Below are 21,584 nucleotides of genomic sequence, written 5' to 3'. Positions count from 1 at the left end.
ATGCAAGATTCGATGTGATCATCGTCCCCAGCCCATTAGTACTTCGCACTAATTCTACTCGTGATGCCCTCTATTACGTCTATCTAAGTCCGATGGCTCTAGTGCAAGGTTATTACCTTGAAGTAATCCAGCTACACCGGTCATTTTTTGCTCTTTTTCACCTTTGCAAACTGGGCATGAACACTCTTCATCGTATGCCTTTGGCTCTGTGTAAGTTGTTATAACTCCTTCGTAGTTTCTTAGGATAACTTTGTCTGGCGATTGAGAAAGTAGGTAATTTGGCATTACTGGTATCTTTCCACCACCACCAGGAGCATCTACAACGAATGTAGGTACTGCATATCCTGATGTATGTCCTCTAAGTCCTTCTATGATTTCTATACCCTTAGAAACTGGAGTTCTAAAGTGCTCTATTCCAGCCGATAGGTCACATTGATATATATAATAAGGTCTTACTCTCATTCTTACTAGATCATGCATAAGCTTCTTCATCACGTGCACGCAATCGTTTACTCCTCTAAGAAGTACAGATTGGTTTCCAAGTGGTATACCTGCATCAGCTAATAGTTTACAAGCTCTTTCAGCCTCTGGTGTTATTTCCTTTGAATGATTAAAGTGAGTGTTTAACCATACTGGATGGTATTTCTTCAGGATATCTGCAAGGGCTGGTGTTACTCTTTGTGGAAGAACTACTGGAGTTCTTGAACCAAGTCTTATAACTTCTACGTGTGGTATTTCTCTAAGCTTCTTTATGATATATTCTAATCTTTCGTCTGATACTAGTAGACAGTCACCGCCAGATAATAATACGTCTCTAACTACTGGAGTATTTCTGATATACTCTATAGCTCTATCTATATTATCTAATGGACTTTCATCGTCGTTTTGACCTGCAAATCTTCTTCTAGTACAGTGACGACAGTACATTGAGCACATGTCTGTTATTAAAAGAAGTACTCTATCAGGATATCTGTGAGTTAGTCCTGGTACAGGTGAGTCAGTATCTTCGTGAAGTGGGTCGTCTAAGTCTGCATCACTTATATATGTTTCATATAATGTAGGAACTGCTTGTTGTCTTACTGGACATGTTGGATCGTTTTCATCCATTAGAAGTGCATAGTATGGAGTGATTCCCATTCTTAATTTCTTTAGGGCTGCATTTACTCCCTCTTCTTCCTCAGGTGTAAGGTTGATAATCTTTTTTAGGTCTTCTACAGTGTCGATTCTGTTTCTAACTTGCCAATGCCAATCATTCCACTCTTCTTCGGTAACATCTTTCCATAATTCGATTTCAGAATAATGTCTCATAAGTCCCACGCTCCTATATAATATTGGTGCGAAGCACATAGTGCTAAGTGCGAAGCATTAAAACCTCGCACTTAGCACATCGCACTATGCACTTTTTTTACGCATATAACTCTTCGTATAAGTCTCTTAACGCTTTGCTTTCTCTCATTATTTCTAATGATATCTTAGCATGTCCTTTTGTATATCCGTTTCCTATTATCATTGTTGTATCCATTCCTACTCCTTCTGCTCCAAGTGCAGCCTTTGTAAAGCTAGTTGCCATACTGAAGAAGTAGATTACTCCATCGTCTTTAGTTGATAGTATACTTGACATTTCTGTGTTTGCAACGTTTACACAGTTGATAGTTACGTCTGCCATTTCTCCACCAGTAACTTCCTTCACTCTTTCCATAACGTCTACAGGCTTAGTAGCATCTACTACTATGTATTCGTCAGCAAGATCTACTTTTCTAACCTTTTCTATACTCTTTTCACTATGTCCTAAGCAGATAACCTTACCTGTTGCTCCAGCTCTTCTTCTTGCTTCATAAAGACAAAGCATACCTGATTTTCCTGCTCCACCTATTACAAGTACTGTATCTCCAGGCTTTACAAGCTTTGCAGTTTGTGCTGGTGCTCCTGCTACGTCTAATACTGACAATGCTAGGTTTTCAGGAATGTCACTTGGTATTACTGCATAGATACCACTTTCAAAAAGAATAGCCTTTCCGTCGATGTCTACTTGGTCAATGTCTTTTCTTACTTCTTTTATGTTGTCTATTCTAAGTGGTGTAAGTGATAAAGATACTAGTGTAGCAAGTTTGTCTCCTACTTTTAAGTCAGTTTTTCCTTCCATAGCTGGTCCAATTTTTTCTACTGTACCTATAAGCATTCCACCTGATCCAGTTACTGGATTTTGATGCTTACCTTTTGTCGCCACGATGTCCAACATTATTTCTTTAATCTTTTCGATATCTCCCTCTGCTTGCTCCTTGATTTGAGTAAAGCTTGCTGAGTCAATGTTAAGAGTCTGTACATCGATTAGTATCTCGTTGTCGTAGATCTCCATATCATTGTCAATCTTTAATGCTGGTTGAGGTAATGCTCCTTGTGGCTCAATTACTCTGTGCGTTCCGAATTTACATCCTTTTTTCATTTTTATCATACCCCCATATTTTTTTATGATAAAATGTTGTCAATTTATCTTCGACATTCTTTAATGCAATTGTCGTGCCAGAAATATTCATCCTAGAGTGTAGGGTGATTTAGATGGAGAAATCGCTTTCCTTACGGGATATTTTCTAGCTTTTATTAATATTTGCAAAAGTGGCAAAATTATTATTGTACTCTAATATTTTGTTTTCCAGTGCCGGTTTTTGGGCACTAAAGAAGATTGAGCGGGTTGTTTTTGTTACATATTTCGGGGTTTTTTGAGCTTTTTGGGCTTTTTAATAGTTTTATAATTATTTATTCTAGTGGAGAGACTGCGGCAGAAGGCTAAAGAGTTAGTTTTTTTCCTTGAAGTTTGGAAAATATGACATGGGGACAGGCCCACAGACACACTGGGAAGCGCGTGTCAGTGGGTCCGTCCCCAAGTCACATTTTCATCCTTGATAGTAGTGTATATTTTTTATGAAATTCTTTCAGACCCTATTTGGGGCGCAATGTGAAAGTGGGGACGGACCCGACTGACATCCACGTTTCTCCGGGTGTCTGCGGGCCTGTCCCCGCTGTCACGTTGCGCCCTCGACCCTAAATCTCATACTTCTTAATCTTATATTGCAGCGTCTGCCTAGGTATCTTTAGCATTGCAGCTGCCTGACTTATGTTTTCATCGGTCTTTCTGAGGGCATCTCTTATCATAGTTCTCTCAAGGTTTTCAATGGCATCCTTTAGGGGGAGATCGTGGGCTATAGCTTCTGTATTCATTTCTTTATGAAATCTTATTAGTTTTTTGGGAAGATAGTCTAGGGTTATTATGTCTCCATCTATTACATTCAAAGCCCCCTCAATAACGTGTTCTAGCTCTCTTACATTGCCAGGCCAATCATATCTCTGGAAGATTGAAGCTACTTCTCCCGATATTCCCTTTACATTTCTATATATGCTTCTATTGTATTTTTTTATGAAATGCTCTGTTAAAAGGGGGATATCTTCCTTTCTATCCTTTAAGTCTGGTATATCAATGGTTATTGTATTTATTCTATAGTATAGGTCCTTTCTTAGGTCTCCCCTTTCAACGGCAACCTCTGGGGCTACATTGGTGGCTGCAATAATTCTTACATCTACCTTAGTGGTTTTTATGTCTCCAAGTCTTCTTATCCTACCGTCTTGCAGGACTCTGAGCAGCTTTGCCTGCAGTAGAGGTGGCATGGAGTTTATCTCATCTAAAAACAGGGTTCCACCGTTGGCAAGCTCAAATAATCCAGGTCTATCAGCAGCATCGGTAAAGCTTCCCTTAACGGTTCCAAACAGTATTCCTTCTAGCAGATTTGATGGTAGTGCAGCGCAGTTTTGGGCAACAAAGGATTTATTTCTTCTCCTTCCAGCGTTGTGTATGGCTTGCACCAAAAGCTCTTTCCCTGTACCGGTGTCCCCATAGACAAGAATCGGTGATGAGGTCATCGATGCCTTTGTTCCTAAGGATTTCATCTTGAGAATTTCTCTACTATTCCCTATTATATCTTCAAAGGCATATTTTACTTCATCGTCCCTTATACTTTCTCTATTCTTTCCTCCATATATCTTGTTTTGAAGGTCTATAAGCTTTTCAGAAAGGGCCTTAACATCTGTAATATTTCTCGATATTTCAATTGCCCCAACTACTTTATTCCTCACTTTAATAGGGAGGGTCGAATTTATTGTAGTGATTTTCTTCCCTTTATAGTTTGTATAGGTTTGCTGAACCTCATATATAGGTATTCCAGTTCTTAGAACTTTAAAGGTGAAGCTAGTCTGTTCCTCTAGGGATGGATAGATATGAAACAGGTGCTTTCCTATTACGTCATCTCTATTTATGTCATCTAGAATAGCAGCTGCCCTATTACAATAGATCAGCTTCCCGCTTTTATCTATTACCTGGATACCATCACTGACGTAATCTAAGATTATATCAATATTTTTTTCATTCAGTAAGTTTTCCATAATATATCCCTCCACACATGCCGATTTTTCGGCTTCAAGTGCCGAAAATCCATCATACAAGGTAAAACAAAGGCGACTATTGTCGCTTTTTTGTTGTAAGTTATAGGCTGCAAGTTATCAGTTTTGGATTATTCTTTTTTTGGACTTAGAGCTTGCAGCTTGTGACTATCTAATTCTACATCTTTTCATAAATAGGTAACTCTAATATAGTCAATATCTCTTCCATAACTATTTTAACACAGTTTAGCAGTTTTAGAAGGGGTATTAGTTTTTCAGGTTTTAGCTGTCTAAATAATGTGCCTTCATTTATCTTATAGAATATTTCACATAGCTCATTAGCATACCTTATAAACCTATAGGGCTGATTTTGATTTACAGAGTCAATTATTACATCTTTAAAACCTAATATTTTCTTTAACATTTGCTGCTGAATAGGATTTGTCAGATAATCTTCTCTAAAGTCTTCTATATTATCTATATCTATTCCTTCATTTTTCAGTATCTCCGTCACAGAGCTTATTCTACTATAGGGATATTGAATATATCTCAGATCATGTTTTGTTAATTCTATGACTGCCTCTTTGGTTATCGATTTATTAGCAAGTGTGTATTTCACCCTATCAAGGCCTATTTGTTCAAAGAGTTCCTTTGGAGTAATATCATATGTCTCAAATCCATTTTTATATATGGCGGCTCCTTCTACTACAATTCTTTTATATCCTATATATCCTATCTCCTTGAATAGCCCTTGATTTGACTTATGGCAAAATACAATACCATCTTGTAATGTCTTTGGGTCAGTGGTTATTTCTACATCTTTAAATGAAGACAAGAAATCCTCTGTATTTTCGTCACCTTCATGATTTTTTACCAGCACTATTTTTCTCACTTCACATCCAGCATAGCTGTATATGTTTCCTAGATAATACATATTCATAAACGCTCTAAGGTTTTGCAGCTCAAAAATATTGCTTAGATTATCTAGTATCATGATTGTCTTTAGGCTTTTTTTATCTAGCTCTATTTCTTTGAAATCTCCATTTTCTATGGATTTTAGGCTTTCTTTTATAAAGCTCTCTTCTTTTATGAAAATGTTGATAAAGCCTGGCCCTAGGATTTGTATGTCTTGTATAAAATCACATTGTGAAATGAGCTTGTCCTTTATACTTAGGCCAAGTTCCTGTGGTTTCATCTTTGCCCTGCTTGATAATTTCATAGCTATATTTGAAGTGAAATTTCCGTGCTCACTTCTTTTTGGGATGTCTATATTTATATCTTCTATGTTTAAAGGAATATTTGTTATTTCCTCTACTGCTTGTTTTATGATGGTTTTTAGCTTTTGTTTGATTTTATATCACCTCGTGTATGTGATCTGTGGAAAAGCTCTGGTTATAGGAACTTAAAAGCTAGTTTCGAGCCTTGAGTTTGGAAAATATGACACGGGGACAGGCCCACAGACACACTGGGAAACGTGTGTCTGACGGGTCCGTCCCCATGTCACATTTTCACCCTTGCCGTTAGGATATATTTTTCTCGTGATTCTATTCAGACCCCATTTGGGACGCAATGTGAAAGTGGGGACGGACCCATCTGACATCCACGTTTTTCCGGGTGTCTGTGGGCCTGTCCCCACTGTCACGTTGCGTCTCTGACCCTAGGTGGTTCTTCGCACCTTGCACTTGTTGCAGTTCCACTAGCTCCGATCTATTAACTTAACAACTATATAATTTCAATATCAAGTTTATTAGTTCCTTCAGAAAGGCCTTGAAGGCTCATTCTGTATTCTAGGGATATGTTTCCTTTATAGTTTTCATCAATAGAGTATTCTACTTTCTTTGTGAGTATCTCCATCCTAAAGTTACCGTAGGGTGTGCTGTAGTTTGAAACGTGTCTCTTACCCTTTTCAAATATTAACTGAGAAGTGGCGTTACCAAATCTCTTCATTACGATTTTATCTTCCATAAGCTTTAAGGTGGTTGTACACCCTTCCATTCCTGATAGTTCAGATTCTTCATAAACTAAATAGATTGCATTTTCCTTATTATATACCTTACCCTCTGTCATTAGTTCAATTACATCTTCCTCTTCACCGGCAGGCATTTGACTTCCTCTTATCTTCAGTATTACATTTTTCATCCTTTGATCCTCCAATTTTTAGCTGCTGACTTCTAGCTGCTAGGTTCTCTTAGGACAAATACTTTTGGGCCTTTATACACCCAAGAGCCTTGGCCCTACCTCCTAGTAGCTAGCGGCTAGTAACTAATAGCTAATTTTACTTCTCTTCATATCTTTCAAGGGCAAGCTCTACAAGCTTTTCTATGAGTTCATCGTACGGTAACCCTGTTTCTTGCCATAACAGTGGGTACATACTGAATTTGGTAAACCCCGGCATTGTATTTATTTCATTTATATATATTTTATTTGTTTCCTTTTCTAGAAAGAAATCTACTCTCGACAGACCAGTACATCCTAAAGCTTTATACGCAACTATAGCCATCTGTCTTACTTCGTCGGATATATTCTTTGGAATATCGGCTGGAATTATAAGTTTTGATTTTCCATCATCGAAATATTTAGCTTCATAGTCATAAAATTCGTGAGAAGGTACAATTTCTCCTACAACCGACGGTATTGGATCATCATTTCCCAGCACTGCACATTCTATTTCTCTGCCTTCTATACTTCTTTCAACTAGGATTTTTTTATCGTACTTTGCTGCTTCGTCAAGGCCTTTTATTAGTTCATCTCTATCATGAGCCTTTGTAATTCCTACGCTTGAGCCAAGGTTTGCAGGCTTTATAAAGATAGGATATTCAAATCGCTCTTCTATGCTAGCAACATACTCATCCATATGCTTCTTTAGCTTATTTCTTAATACCACAACATATTCTACAACATTTAATCCCTCTAATTCAAATAATTTTTTCGAATATGCCTTATCCATACAGAGAGATGATGCTAAAACACCTGCACCAACGTATGGAATATCGGCCATTTCCAAGAGTCCTTGTATAGTTCCATCTTCTCCATAGGGACCATGAAGCGCTGGAAATACAACATCTATTTTATTTGCCAAGCCCGTAGGAACCACCTCTTGAAGGTCATGTTCTTTCTTTCCAACGGGAATAATGGAAAAGACATTTTCTTTTGGTTTATCCCTTAATAATTTATTTGATATCCCTTCCCACTCACCGTTTTCGATTTGCTCTATAGGGCCACTGTATATCATCCAGCCCCCTTCTTTTGTTATACCAATAGGAACTACATTATATTTATCTTTATCTATAGCATTTATTATTGAAGTTGCAGACATTAACGATACCTCGTGCTCAGCAGATTTACCACCGAAGATAACACCAACATTTATTTTCTTTTTCATATTTTTGCCTCCAAAACCATTTTAACCTGGATTATTCATGAAAAGTTTGAAAGGATAACACATAGAGTTAAATTCTTTATGTAGATAATCCGGGTTTATATATTCTTATTCTATAATTATTAATTTTATTATTCAAATGTTTTCTAAAAAAAATCCTGAGGCCTTAGCCTCAGGATTTTTTAAATCATCAAAGTTCCATTTTCACGTTTCAAAAGCTTTAGTATCTTTTCTTCTGCTCCGGTCCTTGCATTTATGTATATAAAGAATGTATCGCCTTTATACTTAGCTTCAAATTCGTAGCAATATATTTCTTTAAGATATGGTGTAGGTATATAGCATAGTCTTGGTTTTTCTGTAGTTTCCACCCTCATGCTTACCTTTTCTCTGGCCTGCTCAGGGCTTAGCTTTGGCTCAGTGATCTTCCTATTATAGTTTGATGTTAGGAATTTTGTTGCATCAAAGCCTACTATGGTTCCATTATCTAAGGCTACTTTCACTTTTATCAAATCAGGATATATTATTACATCATCCTGTACATATACGTAATTTAATACCATTACGTTGTCATTCCTCAGGCTAAATGTAGGCTTCATATTTTTAAAACCCTTTTCTTCTAAAAACTTTGAAGCAATTTCCACTGCCTTAGGTCCCGATATATTTGCTTTATTTATCTTTCTATTGTTTAACATTAGAAGCGGTTGCCCACCGGTCTTGCTAATGTCAATATAAATAGGATTTTGTTTATCATTTTCTTTATTCTTAGGTTTTAAAGTAAAACTGTAGGTACTTATCTTACTATCGTTTTCTTCACTTTTACTAGTTTTTTCTACAGTGCCGCCACCGGCAAATTCTATTGCCTTCTTTTTTGCTTCTTCTTCACTTATTTTTTTCCCTTTAAGTCTAGGTTTCATCCCCTGAATAGCATGTTCTGAGAATGGTCCATCATATATAAGCTCTGGGTACTCTATCATACGTTCTTGATACTTAACTAATTGAGTCTGAATCTTACTTTTCTTCTTGGCTTCTTTGCTTAGATCATCCTTTCCCTTTCGGCTAAGCTCTCCCTTCCAAACGTTCCCCTTCAAAGCTTTATCATGAAGGTCGTGGAGATCCTTACCTAAATCTACAGCATAGCTTTGGAGCTTTTCAAGATTTTCTATATCCTTTTTAGTAAGCTGATCTCCATTAAGACTCTTCCTTGATAGGGCAAAGGTATAGTCTCCTACCTGATTTAAAAATTTCTCTATTTTGCTTATCTCACCATGACCAATGGGTAATTGTGACAAATTATCCTGTGCATTATATGCATTCATTAAAATATTGGAATAGAGAACTACGTTTTCCTTCTCTTGGGAGGAAACTAAGAGCTTTGAAATATCTGTTGAAATAGTTTCGACACTTCCGACTAAGTCATAGAACATTCTTTGAAATTGATTGTCTAAAAATGTATAGTACTTGTTTTTCTCCCTATATTGCATAGTTCCCCAACCTACACTTATTACAATGGCTACAACTAATATAATAATTGTTGTATTTCTTTTCTTCATATCTTACCTCCCCTCTCTTAGTCTCCAAACCAATGTTTTCCTATCTTTACTCTTACTTGACGGCTCCATATCCACTTACTTGTAGCTGTGGCCGGATTCCAATAATAGAGGGTACCATAGGTAGGATCCCAACCATTCATAGCATCTCTAGCTGCCTTTGTACAGCTTTCTGCAGGAGCTAGATTTATCTGTCCATCGGAAACTGCAGTAAATGCTCCTGGCTGATATATGACTCCAGCTATTGTATTTGGGAATTTAGGGCTTTTTACTCTGTTTAGTATTACTGCCCCAACTGCAACCTGCCCTTTGTAGGGTTCTCCTCTTGCTTCTCCAGTGATCGCCTTTGCTAATAGGGTTATATCTTCATTTCTAGATATCCCTGCATTTCCAGATGTATATTTTGCCTTACCTCCTCCAGCCTTAGTTCCTTCCACTTTGAATCCTAATGCCTTTGAAGTCTGAGGCCCCACAACGCCATCTACTGATAGACCATTTTTTTTCTGAAAGGCCTTAACCGCTGTGAAGGTCCCACCTCCATAAACACTATCTATAGGGCCATCGTAATATCCCCATTTTTTAAGGGTTTGTTGAAGAGTTTTTACTTTGTCACCTCTAGATCCCCAGTAAAGTGTCTCTTGGGCTAGTGCTCTGTTCCAATAAATGTCCATAGCAAAAACTGAAATACTAAATATCAGTATTAAACTTAAGCAAGCTATGGCAGTAATCTTTTTCAAAATTTTCCTCCTCCCTTATTTTGAGCTCATGGTTATTTTTTGTATTAGTAAATCTGTTTATTCATTAACTTCATTACAAGTTGCATGTTTCAAAGCTTAAATTTTCTCAGATCTATTTATTTGCGCCATAAAAAAACAACTAAATTTGCTCAATCCTTTTAGAATTATGTAATAAATTCTTCTAGTGTCTGGAATGCTAAAAACATGAATTATAGAGTAATAGTATATACACAGGAGGTGATATTATTGGAATATAGTCAACAGGTATTAGGCGACCATATAAGAAACCAAAGACAAAAGCGCAATATTACAATAGAACAACTTGCAGAGCTGGTAGATATCTCACCATCATTTCTTGGCCTAGTAGAGAGGGGGCAGCGAGGTCTAAGCATTGATAAACTATGTAAAGTTGCAGATGTTTTTAACTTAAGTGTAGATTCTTTATTGTTTCCCACGAGTGATATTCAATGCCCTTGTTCCCTGATTAAGTGCATGGATCCAGATTCCGATAGATCAATATATTTTGAGCAAATTCTAACCTTAACATCGAATTTTTCTCAAGACAATTTCGAGTTTTTAATTGAATTTATTAAGCTGATGAACACGAATCTTCTTACTATAAAATAGGCCACCCTAGGGGATGGCAGTTAGAGAGTATTCTTTTGCTTGAGTTTGGAAAATATGACAAGGTGACAGACGCGCTTTAGCTGCTTGCTACTAGGTTTTGGAAGTCATCCTCCTCGGAAGACCTCAGAGCTTTGACCTAAAATCCTCAGCATATAGAAAAACCGCCCTAGGGGGCGGCTTATTTTTTTACTCCTATTATTTTACTCAATTTCCACTTTGATTTTTCCAGTACATCAACTATCTTAAATTTAAGTTTGATTGGCAGCTTACCTTCCTGAGATGCTGCACTGCTAATCATTTCATACTCTTCTTCTGATAGTACTTCCTGTAATTTACCCTTAGTCTTTTCATCGGTTAACCCTTGCTTTACGTCGATAAAGCATAGGGGTGGAAATAGTACACACCACCAGTTTTTCCCTTCACCGTTACCTATTACTACTCTTAGTGCTTCATAGTTTCCAGCAGGTAGAGTTATACTTCCATAATTTTTTGTTGGAAAATCATGTTCTTCCAATGCTACCTTGACTGAATAATTGAATCCGTTTTTCTTTATCTCTTCCATAGCTATCTTTTCAATATAGTCTGTGTTTACCTCTATGATTTCCTTTGCTACTAATATATCATTTGTTGTAAACTTCTGACCCATTTCCTTCAGAATTTTATCCCTTACCTTAAGCTTGAGAGCTTGGTCGAAGGAAGCGTCGCTGTTTGCTATTACATGAAATCTAATAAGGTTCTCCTTGAAGCTTTCTCGATTCTTGTAGACATCTGCAATGTACATTGATATTAAAGATGTGATAAGTCCAAAAACAATTACCAATATGATATAGATTTTCTTTCGTCTCATAATAATTCCCCCATTTGTTATGTTTTTTTATCATTAATAAGTATTAACAAAATGGGGAATTTTTAAACGGATATGTTATTTTTTTGGTGTGGTAAATTTTGCTGTATTTGTATTAATAATCTACATTTCAAAGCATTCCACACAACCCTTATAATCACTTATTCCCACTAATTTAAAAGACTGCCCAGAAACTCAAGCTTCAAGTTTCTTAACAGTCTATCGCATTACTAAATTCTTTAACAATCTGAATGTCTTTTATTTTTCTATACCAACTCTTCTGATGTTCATTTCAAAATTTACCTTTACTTTTATATATGGATAGATTTCCTCCCACTGATCCTTAGTTTTTTCCCAGGTGTCGGGTTGAAATTTTCTTAAATATTCTCCAACCTTAAAAACATCTGCGCCAAACTCCTTCTGAATCTTTTTAAAGAGTTGCTCTAGTTCCTTGGATAATAACTCGTTAGTTTTATTATTGACCTTTTCTAAATATTTTGCATTAAATGGCTCATTGGGAGTTTGGAAATAATGCTGAACTATATCTCCTTCTGCTCCAATTGTAAAGTCTACTACTATTTTTCCATTCTTATCCTCATATGCCTTCATCTTTGCATTTGAATCGGTTTGATTTATTACTACAAATAAATCATCTACCTTAATAGTATACTCGGCGTTTTGCATTTCTCCCTTTAAAATCAAAGCGTCTCTTGTTTCAAGTTCACCAAGAACTCCTACTAACTTATTATCCTTCAAAACTGCGGAGCCACTTACCTTGAGTTTGTCTCCTGACTTGATTATCCGTGGAGCTAGGGCCGCATTGCTTTCATTTAAATCAATAACTACAGTTCCTAAGTCACTTTTAGCCATTCTAGTTGGTCTAATTTCTTTATCCATTAATTCTTCTATATATAATCCTACATCCATATTCTTGCCAGTATCTGTCATCAATATTTCTTGGGCTTTATTTGGTGTCACAAAAAAATATAATTTTTTATTTAGAAAAACACTTCTTTGGAAGGTATCAAACATTTCTCTAAAGAGTGTTTCATCCTTTGCAACTTCTTCACTAAAAATCATTGCCTTAAGATGATAAGCATCATAATTTTTATTATCTCTTAGGGCTATCTGCTGCCTTCCATCGGCCCAGCTTATGGCGGTAGTGCTATGTACAAAAAACGGGTCCCCCTCTCCCTTCCCGGCTATAAGTGCAACATTTGGATATGTAGCCGTTCTAACATACCTATTAATAGGTTTCTGCTCTGTTTCTTTTTCAGCATCTCCTTCATCATTACCATTTTCACCTTCGTATTTGTCATATCCTAGGGCTGTAATAAAAGCCCTCTCATCTATTTCAACTTTGTCCCAACAGCCGCTACTTAGCAGTGGAAGAAAAGCTATCAATACCAGGAAATATATTTTTCTTCTAGCCATTTTTCTTCATCCCCTTTTTTGGCTTTCTTCTAAAAAGGCTGAATAGAAACAGTACGATAGGTATAGCAATAGCGGTCGTACCCATATAATTTGTAAATTGTTCTAAATATTCGTATACGTTCACAATGTTTTCTGGAATCAATGCTAATATATATATTAGAGGAAGCAATGTTAATGCAAAATAGTTTTGTTCCTTAGATTTCAGTATCCTACTAAGTAAGAATGTTGCACCAAAGTATGATATTGCAATGGTCATAAAAACCGATAGCAGCCATGTTCCCATTATTACTACCTCTACATTTTCAAGGAGAGTTCCAGGCAGGTCTACACTTTTGAACAGCGTCACAACAGGCCAAATGAGACTCTTATTTTCAGCTATACCAAATCTTGCTATGGTGATTGCTGTAAAAATAAAATATACAATAGAAACAAAGCCTACGGTTCGAATTGTTGTCTTCTTAACATTTTTAGTGTCCTTCACAAAAAATCCTATAAACACAATGAACTCAAATCCCAAAAAACTAAATAGTACCTTAGGAAGTGCCTTGGCTATATTTGAAAATGGAGTTCGTAATATTGGTAAAAAATAAGTGAAATCTAGATCGGGTATTGCAACTAGACTAACTAATACAGCTGGTAATATTGATAGAGGCAAGATTATTACAGAAAGTCTCGCAATAGACTCTATACCACTTCTCACAAGGTATACTGCTGTAAGAAGAAAACTAATCATAATCACTTCTATCGGTGTATTTAAGAGTAGATAGTTCTTAGTAATCTCTCCAAAGGTCCTTACTTCCAGCACTACAAGGGTAAATGTATATATAAAATAAGCTATTCCTATTAGCATACCAATAGGCTTAAATAGAACAAAATTGCTGATTTCAATTATTGTCTTCTGAGGAAATTTAGTTATAAGCCTTTGTATTAATAGGGCTATAATAATAAACATTATGCTACCTGCCACTAATACTATCAGACTATCAGGTCCTACTGCTGTAGCCAAGGTTCTAGGAAGAGATAGGATACCCACTCCTATAATTACATTGGCCAATATAGAAAATAATTGGTTGCTGGCAATAGCATCATTATTTCTGTCCATTATCATCTTCCCCCTTCTGTAAATAGTCTCTGCTAAGGTGATTAGACATCCTAGCCTTATCATCTTTAACTATGTATTCCGGTCTGCGCTTCATTTTATGTAGTGGAGCCCTTATAAAGGTATCCTTGAAATCCTTTATGGACATATTGTAGGTAAATGGAGCCAAATATGGGATACCAAAGCTCTTAAGATTTGATAAGTGTATCATACTTACAAGAAATACTATCATTACACCATAGAGTCCTAAAAATGCTGCCCCCACCATGTATGCAAATCTCAGCAGTCTAAAGGGTGTTCCAAAGCTGTAGTTTGGAATTGAATATGTAGCTATAGCTGTTATGGCAACTACTATAACCATAAGAGAACTAACTATTCCCGCTTCAACTGCAGCCTGTCCTAGGACCAGACCTCCTACTATACCTATAGTCGATCCAATAGGTCCCGGTAGCCTTATCCCAGCCTCCCTTAGAAGCTCTAGAGCTGCTTCCATGATAAAGGCTTCTATAACTGCCGGGAAGGGTACTCCATCTCGATTTCCTGCTATATAGAGGGCCAGTTCAGTTGGTATCATCCCAGGGTGATATGAAAGCATGGCTATATAAAGAGCCGGCAGTAAGACTGCGACAAACATTGATATGTACCTAAGAATTCTTATGGCACTGGCTATTAGAAATCTTTCGTTATAGTCCTCAGAAGCTTGTAACAATGAATTAAAGGTTGTAGGAACTATAAGTACAAAAGGGGTATTATCTACTATTATAGCTACTTTACCTTCATAGAGGTTTGCAGCTACCTTTTCGGGCCTTTCAGTACTTTGAATCTGTGGAAATGGAGATCGCCAATTGTCTTCTATAAGCTGTTCGATATATCCACTTTCCAATATACTGTCTATTTCAATTTGCTTTAACCTATAGACTACTGTCTTCAATATATCCTGATTAACTAATCCATCTATAAAAAGTACTGCAATATCCGTCTTGGATCTCTTACCTATCTGCATTTGCTTTATTTTAAATTTGGGATCACGTATTCTTCTTCTGATCAGTGCAGTATTAACTCTCAGAGTTTCTGTAAACCCTTCCCGTGGACCTCTTATAACGGCATCTGACTCTGGTTCAGATATACCTCTCATGGGCCATCCCTTTGAGGCAATTATTATTGCCTTATCCCACTTATCAATAAAGAGTACTGTCTCTCCCGATAATATGTTGTCTGTGATTTTATTTATATCGTCTACTTCCTTTAAATCTGTAACTGATAATACGCCATCCTTTATTAGTTCATAGACTTTTTCTCTTATACTACTAACGTCTGGTTCAGTCATTCGTGCTAGCATCATAAGATTTTTTAAAACATATTCATTGACTATTATCTTGTCGGCAAGGCCTTCAGCATATACAGTAGCAAATTTTAATTGCTGTTTTTTGCCAACATTAAACTCCCTATATATAATGTCATCAGAATCACTAAGTATCTCTTTGACTTGCTTTATGTTTTCTTCTAAATTCTTTGTTACATTTATTTTGCCTCCATCCTCTTCCTTTGGCTTGAAGAGTTCTTTATATTTATCCATATGTCACCTCCTGTTTATACCACATACTTCATAGCTATAAAAAATGCTGTTCCTCCAATCAAGTATAGATATCCTATAAATTTACATATCTTAGCTTCTCTATTTAATTTCTTCTTTTTTAGTGCCTTATGATCTATAAAAATTGTAAAAAGGGAAGTTCCTAGTATAAGGAAAAACATATACATTGTAGCTAAGCTTTTTAATTTCTCTAAGATTTCCATTGTCATTTAGTCACTTCCTTTACGAAAATTTCCTCTATGATAGAGTTTGCAAAATCAAATGAGTATATACATAATTGTTGCAAGTTCCAAGTTGCAAGTTTCAAGATTTCTGTCATTCTTTTATGCAAAAAAAATAACGAAAGACCTCAGTCTTTCGCTTTGATTATTATATTTATTATTTTTTAGATTCTAAAAAGAATAACTTAAAAACTTGGAACATGTAACTTGCAACTTATCACTTCCAAAACAGTTCCAATCACTTTCATCTACTCTTTTGCCATCTTATTTTTCTTTCTCCATTTTATAATTGACTCTTCTATCATTTCAACGTGGGTTTGAGCATACTCCTGGGCTTCCTTTGAGTTTCTGTTATCAATTGCCTTTACTATGGCTCTATGGAATTTAATCAGGTCTTCGTGCTCTGTATATTCGTTGAAGTATATCACTCTAAATCTTTGGAATTGTTCCTGTAGACCCTGTACGATTTGTAAAAGCTTATTATTTCTAGATCCTGTGATTATCAGGTCATGGAATTTATTATCTAGTTCAATCATATCTTCTTTGTTCATAGTTTCTAAACCTTCTTCAAACTTCTTCATAATTTCCTTTAGCTTTTCAATTTCTTCCTCTGACATTCTTTCAGCAGCCAAATAAGCAGCTAGCCCCTCTAGAAACATTCTAACTTCTAATACATCTAAAATATCTTTAATAGACATATCAGCTACGTATGCTCCCTTTCTTGGAATCATTTCTACAAGACCTTCAAGCTCAAGCTTTCTGATTGCTTCTCTTATCGGTGTACGACTAACTCCAAGTTGCTGTGCAAGCTGCAGCTCCATCAGCCTTTCTCCTGGCTCTAGTTCTCCATTTAAGATGGAGTTTCTCAGATATTCAAATACAATTTCCCGCAAAGGTTTATAATTGCTTATTCCTAATTTATTCGTTTCAAATTCCATCATTTTATTGCCTCCCATTATAAGTCCTAACAAGATAAGTTTGATTATATAGCAGCTTTAATTTTTCATATGCCGATCTTGCCTTATTGTAGTCTTTGAAAACCCCATATACACTAGGCCCACTACCACTCATCAAACTCCCAATTGCTCCATATTCAAGCATTTTTTCTCTAATAATCTTTACTATCGGATTCTTATAAAATATACCTTGTTCAAAAACGTTACACAAATTATTGGCCACATCATATAGATTGTCTCTTTCAAGAGCATCAAGCAATTCATCGGTATTTGGCCTATCCTTAATGTTATCAAGTCTTAAGTTTCCATAGGCATCTGCAGTAGAAACGCATATATTGGGTTTTGATAATACTATCCAACCGCTTCTTAATCCTTTTATTTTAGTAAGTTTTTCTCCTATTCCCTCTGCAAGGGCTCCATCACCTAAAATACAGAAGGGAACATCGGCACCGATTCCAGCTCCTATCTCCATCAATTCTTCCAAAGGAAGGTTTAAATCATACAAGATATTCATTCCCTTTATAACTGCAGCGGCATCACTACTTCCTCCTGCCAATCCTGCTGCGATAGGAATATTTTTTTGGATTTTTATATTTATGCCGCCTTCTATACCATACTTTTTAATCATAGAGTCAGCTGCTTTATAAGCAATGTTAGATATATCGTTAGGTAAAAAACTACAATCGGTAGTCAATATAATGCCTTTATCAATCTTCTGTAGAATAATTTCATCATAAAGAGTTATTTGCTGCATTACCATTTTAACATTATGATATCCATCGGGTCTTTTATTTAATACATCTAATGATAAATTTATCTTTGCGTATGCCTTTATCTTTAGTTCATCCATTTGTCGCACCTCTTTTCTAGCTGAGGAAGTATGAAGATTTTGTATTCATAATAAAATACAATATACAAAATACATTATTATATACACCTTATATTATAAACAAAAAGGAGGTGTCTCACAATGATGAATTTCTACAATATTTGAAATCTCAACGACTTGACAAATACATCCGTACTGCCTAAACCGTTGGAATCTCAAATTCTTGAACTTCATTCATTCTGAAACACCTCGGAGCTGGAATGCAGTATAATTCTACACGACAGCCCCTTTTCGTAAATTATCACAGATTATTTATAGAAATTTTAAGCTTTTGCTAAATAATCTATGTTATAAGGTGTCCTTAGAATTTATACTCATAATTTTTTTGAATTATTATCTTATCTCCTACCTTTACTGATTGGGTTTCTGAAATATCGTTTGTCTCTAAGATTTCTTTTACTGTTGTATTATAACGCTTAGCAATATCCCAAAGATTATCTCCGTCTTGAACAAAATATATAGTTATGCTGGCCTTGTTATCATCGTCTGATTGTTCTCCTAGATCCTCGAGATTAACTAGTACTTCCATTTCGTATTCTTTGTTTACTTCACTGTAGGCGTGTAGATTAAATTTAGTCTCAATTTGTTTAGAATTTATTGCAGAGAAATCAACATTTTCAATTCCTAGTTTCACATCGGCTGTCATGTCTTCTTGCAAGCCTTCCATCTCTACATAATGTCTAAATGGTACTTCTTGATTGAATGAATATACTTGCATTTCTTCATTGTCGGCCATATATAGAACATTTGAATCTATAAAACCCTCTATAATATTTTTGTTGTCTATCAACTTATAATCTGTAACTACTGGTCTTGCCTTTACAGTAAAGACTCTAAATATGCTTGGGTACTCCGATGGAGTGTCTATTGTTTCCTTTATCACGGCATTAGATGAGTTCCTTCCAACATTCTTTAAGAATTTCACATTGCTTGTTTGAATGTTTAGTTTTCTAGAAGGAGAGTAGGCATCTAAAAGCACTTCCTTTTCGGCCTTGTTATAGACCATAACATTTGCCTTTAACACTACCTCAACATCATAAACTTTATTTTCTTCATTGATATTTTTCTTTATATTGGTGAAAATCTCATTCACCTGAAGGTCTACTTTGCAGTCCATATTGTTTTCAGCCTTCGGAACCTCAATAAAGTGGTTAAATGGAATCTCATGCTTCGCTTCATGTACTGGATTTCTTGGCTCTTCAGTTTCATATAACATGTTGAGGTTCACATTACCGCCTATGATAACCTTGTTATCTGTCACTTTCTTTTCTGTTATCACGGCATTTCCATTGCTCTCTAAAACATCTACAATCTCAGAATCATCTTCTCCAAGCTCAAAACTTTCCCTAAGCACAGTTTGAGAAGAATTATTTCCAATCAGATTGTCATAGACTATGGTATCCCTTAATGCCTGAACATCGTCTACCCCATCTACATCCCTAACAATATCCATTTCCTCAGTCTTAAACACCTTACCATTGATGTTCAAAATAGTTTGTGCTGAAATCTTTCTTTCATTCATAATACTTAGATCTAAATGCTCTATGTTGCAGTTTACTTCTGGTACCATCATTCCATCTACATTATCCATCTCGATGCTTTGATTAAAGTTAGCTGACGCATTCATGCTATGTAAAATTTTATCTGGGTCGTTTGATGTATAAAGTACCTTATAGTTAACATTACCATCAACTACGACCTTACCTTGAATTATCTCCTTATCGGTTATATTTACATTGCCTTCAGCCGATAAGATATTGTGGATATCTGGTTTAGAATCTGGAACTACTATATCACTTTCCACATTTGTCTGAACATTTTCCGATCCAACCATTCTATCTAATCTGAGATTTTCTCTTACTAACCCTACGGACATTATCTCTCATCCCCCTTACGATTTACTATAAGATTCCTATTATATTAATATTTTATGGACAGAAAAATATGACAAAAAAAAGAAGCGGATTGCTAAATTTATCCGCTTTCTTTTTAAATCCTTTTATAATTTTTCTCTAACAAGTGGCATACTCATACATCTTGGGCCTCCACGACCTCTAGATAACTCCGAGGATGGCATAACATGAAGCTTTACTCCATGTTCCTCTAAAAGCCTATTTGTAACATGGTTTCTTGAGTATACTATAACTTCACCTGGGGCTATAGCTAAAGTATTTGATCCGTCATTCCATTGCTCTCTAGCAGCATCGATTGGATTGCCATTTCCACAACGAATAAGAGTAACGTCATCAAGTTCTAGATATTTCTTAAGTATTTCACTAAGCTCCATTGTTTCCTTCTCTATTATTAATTCTTCAGGAGATTCACCCTTTCGTAGTGAATAAACTGTAAGGGGTCCCTCTATCTCTGGATGAATTGTAAACTTATCATAATCCACCATAGTAAATACAGTATCAAGGTGCATGAATGCTCTTTTCTTTGGAATATCAAAGGCCAATACAACTTCAAAGGTTTCATCTGACATAAATATCTTTTTAGCCAACTTTTCTATAGATTCAGCTTCTGTTCTTTCTGATATCCCTATGGCAATTACCTTCTCACTTAGTACTAGCTGATCTCCACCCTCTATTGCAGAATCTTCACCTCTGTCATACCAAAATGGTATTACTGAGTCTTTAAACATCTCGTGGTATTTAAATATATATTTTGAAAATAATGTTTCTCTGTTTCTAGTAACTGTCTTCATATGATTTAGAGAAATACCACCACCTATAGTTGCAAATGGATCCCTTGTAAAGTAAAGATTTGGCATTGGATCTACTATAAATGGATAATTTGACTCAATCATATCCGTAAGTGAAGATTTACTGTAAAGCTTAATTTCTTCTTTTCTAATTCCTTCCATCATCTTGTCTATCATTTCTCTATCTGATGAAAATCCTAGTAGAAATTCCTTTACCAGTACTTCCTTCTTTCTACTTTTGATATTAGCTTCACTAATATATTCGTCTATAAATTTATCCTTTATGTCTTTATCGGTAAGTGCCTGAGCAGCAAGATCTTCTACATAAAAGACTTCTGTTCCGTTTTTCCTAAATATATCGGCAAATGCATCGTGCTCTTGCTTTGCTATTTCTAGATAAGGTATGTCGTCAAATAATAATCGATCCATTAGATCAGGTGTTAGATTTTCTATTTCCTTTCCAGGCCTGTGCAATAATACTTTTTTAAGCCTTCCAATTTCAGACCTTACACTTAGTAAAGATTTTCCTCCTGTCATATTCATCCCCCTATTGAATAAAATGGTATTTTTTTACTTTTTATACACGTTTTTTGTCTTATTTACAGTATACATGTAAGATCACATCTTTTCAAGGCGATGATTTTCCAATAGGTATAAGGTTTTTGAATTATTTGGAAATCAAATGTATATTCATCCAATGTATATACATCTAGTTTTTGGAATATTTTTTTCCTAACTCATTGTTATCTCAATGATTTACTTTCATTTTTTTCAAAGTTTTTCGACACTTTTATGCATAAAAATTTAAATAAAAGAATAATAAATTTTTATAATAATTTGAAAAACGAAAGAATCTATGATTCTTTCGTCAGATTTTTGACAAAGTCAACAATATGGCATGATGTTGAGAAATGTCCTAGTTCAAGGAACGCTAAAATTGAGCAACAGAAATTTGAGCAGTAACGCAGAAATAGGGCGTTTATCAATAAAAATGTCAGGCTGTTGACAAATCTGAAGTTCGAGGCGTGCTGAAACCAAGAGCCCGCAGCGTATATCAACATACGTAAGGGTTCTTGGTTGAAGCAACAACGAAGAAATTCGGATTTGTCAGCAGCCTGACAAAAAAAA

18 protein-coding genes are annotated in these 21,584 nt (G+C 35.7%); 1 reads left to right on the top strand and 17 read right to left on the bottom strand.

Annotation, left to right across the window (positions count from 1 at the left end):
* Positions 1-54: 54 nt before the first annotated feature.
* The 8 genes from ablA to sleB form a co-directional block, all read right to left on the bottom strand.
* Positions 55-1,308 (bottom strand): lysine 2,3-aminomutase, encoded by a 1,254-nt coding sequence (gene ablA / locus R9X47_RS18650; protein WP_432662534.1) that lies wholly within the window; start codon positions 1,306-1,308, stop codon positions 55-57.
* A gap of 97 nt (positions 1,309-1,405) precedes the next feature.
* On the bottom strand, positions 1,406-2,443 hold the full coding sequence (locus R9X47_RS18645) for a zinc-binding dehydrogenase (protein ID WP_432662533.1): 1,038 nt from the start codon (positions 2,441-2,443) through the stop codon (positions 1,406-1,408).
* Between the two features lie 596 nt (positions 2,444-3,039).
* A complete protein-coding gene (locus R9X47_RS18640; protein ID WP_432662532.1) occupies positions 3,040-4,431 on the bottom strand; it encodes a sigma-54 interaction domain-containing protein in 1,392 nt (463 codons plus the stop codon).
* A 175-nt stretch (positions 4,432-4,606) separates the two neighbouring features.
* Complete coding sequence (locus R9X47_RS18635; protein ID WP_432667657.1) at positions 4,607-5,713, bottom strand: DALR anticodon-binding domain-containing protein; 1,107 nt, start codon at positions 5,711-5,713, stop codon at positions 4,607-4,609.
* Between the two features lie 437 nt (positions 5,714-6,150).
* Positions 6,151-6,567, bottom strand: coding sequence for a DUF1934 domain-containing protein (locus R9X47_RS18630; protein WP_432662531.1), 417 nt, complete (start codon positions 6,565-6,567; stop codon positions 6,151-6,153).
* Between the two features lie 136 nt (positions 6,568-6,703).
* On the bottom strand, positions 6,704-7,810 hold the full coding sequence (locus tag R9X47_RS18625) for a D-alanine--D-alanine ligase (RefSeq protein WP_432662530.1): 1,107 nt from the start codon (positions 7,808-7,810) through the stop codon (positions 6,704-6,706).
* Between the two features lie 179 nt (positions 7,811-7,989).
* Positions 7,990-9,357 (bottom strand): germination protein YpeB, encoded by a 1,368-nt coding sequence (gene ypeB, locus R9X47_RS18620; RefSeq protein ID WP_432662529.1) that lies wholly within the window; start codon positions 9,355-9,357, stop codon positions 7,990-7,992.
* Positions 9,358-9,374: 17 nt separating this feature from the next.
* Positions 9,375-10,091 (bottom strand): spore cortex-lytic enzyme, encoded by a 717-nt coding sequence (sleB, locus tag R9X47_RS18615; protein WP_432662528.1) that lies wholly within the window; start codon positions 10,089-10,091, stop codon positions 9,375-9,377.
* 246 nt (positions 10,092-10,337) lie between these two features.
* On the opposite strand from sleB, the gene R9X47_RS18610 reads away from it, so the two are divergent.
* Complete coding sequence (locus tag R9X47_RS18610; protein WP_432662527.1) at positions 10,338-10,718, top strand: helix-turn-helix domain-containing protein; 381 nt, start codon at positions 10,338-10,340, stop codon at positions 10,716-10,718.
* A 178-nt stretch (positions 10,719-10,896) separates the two neighbouring features.
* Here the strand turns inward: R9X47_RS18610 and spoIIR are convergent, their stop codons facing one another.
* The 9 genes from spoIIR to arcA form a co-directional block, all read right to left on the bottom strand.
* Positions 10,897-11,565: a stage II sporulation protein R gene (gene spoIIR / locus R9X47_RS18605; protein ID WP_432662526.1), complete on the bottom strand. Its 669-nt coding sequence runs from the start codon at positions 11,563-11,565 to the stop codon at positions 10,897-10,899.
* 255 nt (positions 11,566-11,820) lie between these two features.
* Positions 11,821-12,996, bottom strand: coding sequence for a Ger(x)C family spore germination protein (locus tag R9X47_RS18600; RefSeq protein ID WP_432662525.1), 1,176 nt, complete (start codon positions 12,994-12,996; stop codon positions 11,821-11,823).
* Positions 12,989-14,098, bottom strand: a complete 1,110-nt coding sequence (locus tag R9X47_RS18595) for a GerAB/ArcD/ProY family transporter (protein ID WP_432662524.1) — start codon at positions 14,096-14,098, stop codon at positions 12,989-12,991. The genes R9X47_RS18600 and R9X47_RS18595 overlap by 8 nt, the downstream gene beginning before the upstream one ends.
* Positions 14,085-15,671, bottom strand: coding sequence for a spore germination protein (locus tag R9X47_RS18590; RefSeq protein WP_432662523.1), 1,587 nt, complete (start codon positions 15,669-15,671; stop codon positions 14,085-14,087). The genes R9X47_RS18595 and R9X47_RS18590 overlap by 14 nt, the downstream gene beginning before the upstream one ends.
* Positions 15,672-15,685: 14 nt before the next feature.
* Positions 15,686-15,898, bottom strand: a complete 213-nt coding sequence (locus R9X47_RS18585; protein WP_432662522.1) for a CLC_0170 family protein — start codon at positions 15,896-15,898, stop codon at positions 15,686-15,688.
* A 260-nt stretch (positions 15,899-16,158) separates the two neighbouring features.
* Complete coding sequence (locus R9X47_RS18580) at positions 16,159-16,848, bottom strand: GntR family transcriptional regulator (RefSeq protein WP_432667656.1); 690 nt, start codon at positions 16,846-16,848, stop codon at positions 16,159-16,161.
* Between the two features lie 4 nt (positions 16,849-16,852).
* The gene (ispE, locus tag R9X47_RS18575; RefSeq protein ID WP_432662521.1) at positions 16,853-17,716 is read right to left on the bottom strand and encodes a 4-(cytidine 5'-diphospho)-2-C-methyl-D-erythritol kinase; all 864 of its coding nucleotides are present in this window, start codon (positions 17,714-17,716) and stop codon (positions 16,853-16,855) included.
* 340 nt (positions 17,717-18,056) lie between these two features.
* Positions 18,057-19,631: a DUF3794 and LysM peptidoglycan-binding domain-containing protein gene (locus R9X47_RS18570; protein WP_432662520.1), complete on the bottom strand. Its 1,575-nt coding sequence runs from the start codon at positions 19,629-19,631 to the stop codon at positions 18,057-18,059.
* Between the two features lie 123 nt (positions 19,632-19,754).
* Positions 19,755-20,993: an arginine deiminase gene (arcA, locus tag R9X47_RS18565; RefSeq protein ID WP_432662519.1), complete on the bottom strand. Its 1,239-nt coding sequence runs from the start codon at positions 20,991-20,993 to the stop codon at positions 19,755-19,757.
* Positions 20,994-21,584: the final 591 nt, after the last annotated feature.

Origin of the sequence: Wukongibacter baidiensis, assembly GCF_050888315.1 — a bacterium.
GTDB classification, from domain to species: domain Bacteria; phylum Bacillota; class Clostridia; order Peptostreptococcales; family Caminicellaceae; genus Wukongibacter; species Wukongibacter baidiensis.
The sequence above is the reverse complement of the archived record's forward strand: the minus strand, read 5'-3'. Positions and strand labels throughout refer to the sequence as shown.

Bases quoted from the DNA above. Each gene is read 5' to 3' on its own strand.
- ispE (WP_432662521.1), bottom strand. From the start codon at position 17,716: ATGGATGAACTAAAGATAAAGGCATACGCAAAGATAAATTTATCATTA.
- R9X47_RS18600 (WP_432662525.1), bottom strand. From the start codon at position 12,996: ATGGCTAGAAGAAAAATATATTTCCTGGTATTGATAGCTTTTCTTCCA.
- R9X47_RS18570 (WP_432662520.1), bottom strand. From the start codon at position 19,631: ATGTCCGTAGGGTTAGTAAGAGAAAATCTCAGATTAGATAGAATGGTT.
- R9X47_RS18590 (WP_432662523.1), bottom strand. From the start codon at position 15,671: ATGGATAAATATAAAGAACTCTTCAAGCCAAAGGAAGAGGATGGAGGC.
- R9X47_RS18585 (WP_432662522.1), bottom strand. From the start codon at position 15,898: ATGACAATGGAAATCTTAGAGAAATTAAAAAGCTTAGCTACAATGTAT.
- ablA (WP_432662534.1), bottom strand. From the start codon at position 1,308: ATGAGACATTATTCTGAAATCGAATTATGGAAAGATGTTACCGAAGAA.
- R9X47_RS18630 (WP_432662531.1), bottom strand. From the start codon at position 6,567: ATGAAAAATGTAATACTGAAGATAAGAGGAAGTCAAATGCCTGCCGGT.
- R9X47_RS18645 (WP_432662533.1), bottom strand. From the start codon at position 2,443: ATGAAAAAAGGATGTAAATTCGGAACGCACAGAGTAATTGAGCCACAA.
- spoIIR (WP_432662526.1), bottom strand. From the start codon at position 11,565: ATGAGACGAAAGAAAATCTATATCATATTGGTAATTGTTTTTGGACTT.
- arcA (WP_432662519.1), bottom strand. From the start codon at position 20,993: ATGACAGGAGGAAAATCTTTACTAAGTGTAAGGTCTGAAATTGGAAGG.
- R9X47_RS18595 (WP_432662524.1), bottom strand. From the start codon at position 14,098: ATGGACAGAAATAATGATGCTATTGCCAGCAACCAATTATTTTCTATA.
- R9X47_RS18580 (WP_432667656.1), bottom strand. From the start codon at position 16,848: ATGGAATTTGAAACGAATAAATTAGGAATAAGCAATTATAAACCTTTG.
- ypeB (WP_432662529.1), bottom strand. From the start codon at position 9,357: ATGAAGAAAAGAAATACAACAATTATTATATTAGTTGTAGCCATTGTA.
- R9X47_RS18625 (WP_432662530.1), bottom strand. From the start codon at position 7,810: ATGAAAAAGAAAATAAATGTTGGTGTTATCTTCGGTGGTAAATCTGCT.
- R9X47_RS18640 (WP_432662532.1), bottom strand. From the start codon at position 4,431: ATGGAAAACTTACTGAATGAAAAAAATATTGATATAATCTTAGATTAC.